1 protein-coding gene is annotated in these 2,158 nt (G+C 60.8%); it reads left to right on the forward strand.

Annotated elements, in window-relative coordinates; all coding sequences use genetic code 11:
• Positions 1 to 85 precede the first annotated feature (85 nt).
• Entirely contained in the window at positions 86 to 2,083 is a 1,998-nt protein-coding gene (acs, locus tag AC1D0Z_RS20145) for an acetate--CoA ligase (protein ID WP_477659943.1), read from the forward strand.
• The last annotated feature ends 75 nt before the right edge of the window (positions 2,084 to 2,158 follow it).

A 2,158-nucleotide genomic window follows, 5' to 3' on the forward strand; every position in this document is an offset into this window, starting at 1 on the left:
GTTGTAAGGTTCAAGCCAGTCAGTGGCTTGTAAGTGCGGAAGTTGACAGTACCACGCATTCAGTGACAAACAGGAGACATAAACAATGAGCGCCCCCCAATCCGCGATCGAATCCACACTGGTTGAGAATCGAATCTTCCCGCCGGCCCCCGCCACCGTAAAAGCGGCGCGCATTTCCGGCATGCCAGCCTACGTGGCACTGTGCGCTGAAGCCGAAAAAGATTTTGAAGGTTTCTGGGCCCGCTTGGCGCGCGAAAACCTCAGCTGGAAAAAGCCGTTTACCCAGACACTGGACGAGTCCAAGGCGCCGTTTTACAAGTGGTTTGCAGACGGCGAGCTCAACGCTTCCTATAACTGCCTGGACCGCCACCTCGGCACTCCCGTCGAAAACAAGAAAGCCATCATCTTTGAAAGCGACGACGGCAAGGTCACCAATGTCACTTACAAGGAATTGCACGCCAAGGTCAGCCAGTTTGCGAGTGCGCTGAAAGGCGCCGGCATCAGGAAGGGCGACCGCGTCATCATTTACATGCCAATGACGGTGGAGGGCGTGGTGGCCATGCAGGCCTGCGCGCGCATAGGCGCCACGCATTCGGTGGTGTTCGGCGGCTTTTCGGCCAAGAGCCTGCAGGAGCGCATCCAGGATGCCGGCGCCGTGGCCGTCATCACCGCCAATTACCAGCTGCGCGGCGGCAAGGAGTTGCCGCTCAAGGCCATCGTCGATGAAGGCATTGCGATGGGTGGCTGCGAATCGATCAAGAACGTGATCGTCTACCAGCGCACGGCCACTGCCTGCAATATGGTGGCCGGCCGCGACAGCCTGATGCACGAGATCACCTCCAAGGCCGCATTGGTGTGCGAACCCGAGTTTGTAGGCGCAGAGCATCCGCTGTTCATCCTTTACACCTCGGGCTCGACTGGCAAGCCCAAGGGCGTGCAGCACAGCACCGGCGGCTACCTGCTGTGGGCCAAGCTCACAATGGACTGGACCTTTGACATCCAGCCTTCCGATGTTTTCTGGTGCACGGCGGACATCGGCTGGATCACCGGCCACACCTATGTCGCCTACGGCCCGCTGGCTGCGGGCGCCACACAGATCATCTTTGAAGGCATCCCCACCTTCCCGAACGCCGGCCGCTTCTGGCAGATGATCGAAAAACACAAGGTCACAATTTTCTACACGGCGCCCACCGCCATCCGATCACTGATCAAGGCCGCCGAAGGCGACGAAAAAGTGCATCCGGCACGCTCGGACTTGAGCAGCCTGCGCATCCTGGGTTCGGTCGGCGAGCCTATCAACCCGGAAGCCTGGATGTGGTACTACAAAAACGTGGGTGGCGAGCGTTGCCCCATCGTGGACACCTTCTGGCAAACAGAGACGGGCGGACACATGATCACGCCGCTGCCCGGCGCCACGCCGCTGGTGCCCGGCAGTTGCACTTTGCCGCTGCCCGGCATCATGACGGCCATCGTCGATGAGACTGGCAAGGACCTGCCCAACGGCTCCGGCGGCATGCTGGTCGTCAAGCGTCCCTGGCCATCGATGATCCGCACCATCTGGAACGATCCGGATCGCTTCAAGAAGAGTTATTTCCCCGAAGAAATGGGCGGCACGATTTACCTGGCCGGTGACGGGGCGGTGCGCAATGCCGAGAACGGCTACTTCCGCATCACCGGCCGCATCGACGACGTGCTGAACGTCTCCGGCCACCGCATGGGAACGATGGAAATCGAATCGGCTCTGGTGGCGCACTCCGCGCTTGTGGCTGAAGCCGCTGTGGTGGGCCGGCCGGACGACTTGACGGGCGAGGCCATTGTGGCCTTCGTGGTGCTCAAGCGCTCGCGTCCCACAGGCGACGAGGCCAAGGCGATTGCCAAGGAGTTGCGCGACTGGGTCGGCAAGGAAATCGGCCCCATCGCCAAACCCAAGGACATCCGCTTCGGCGACAACCTGCCCAAGACGCGCAGCGGAAAAATCATGCGCCGTCTGCTGCGCGGTATCGCCAAGGGCGAAGCGATCACCCAGGACACCTCGACGCTTGAAAACCCTGCCATTCTCGATCAGCTGTCTGAAAAGCAGTGATCGAGAACGCGGCGTAGCGCGTCAGCGAAGCTGGGGAAGGGTTAGGGGACACTCATATCGCGAAGCGATGTGATG

It is taken from the genome of Polaromonas sp. P1_E3, assembly GCF_056405935.1.

Coding starts and splice junctions, on each gene's coding strand:
- acs (WP_477659943.1), top strand. CDS start 86: ATGAGCGCCCCCCAATCCGCGATCGAATCCACACTGGTTGAGAATCGA.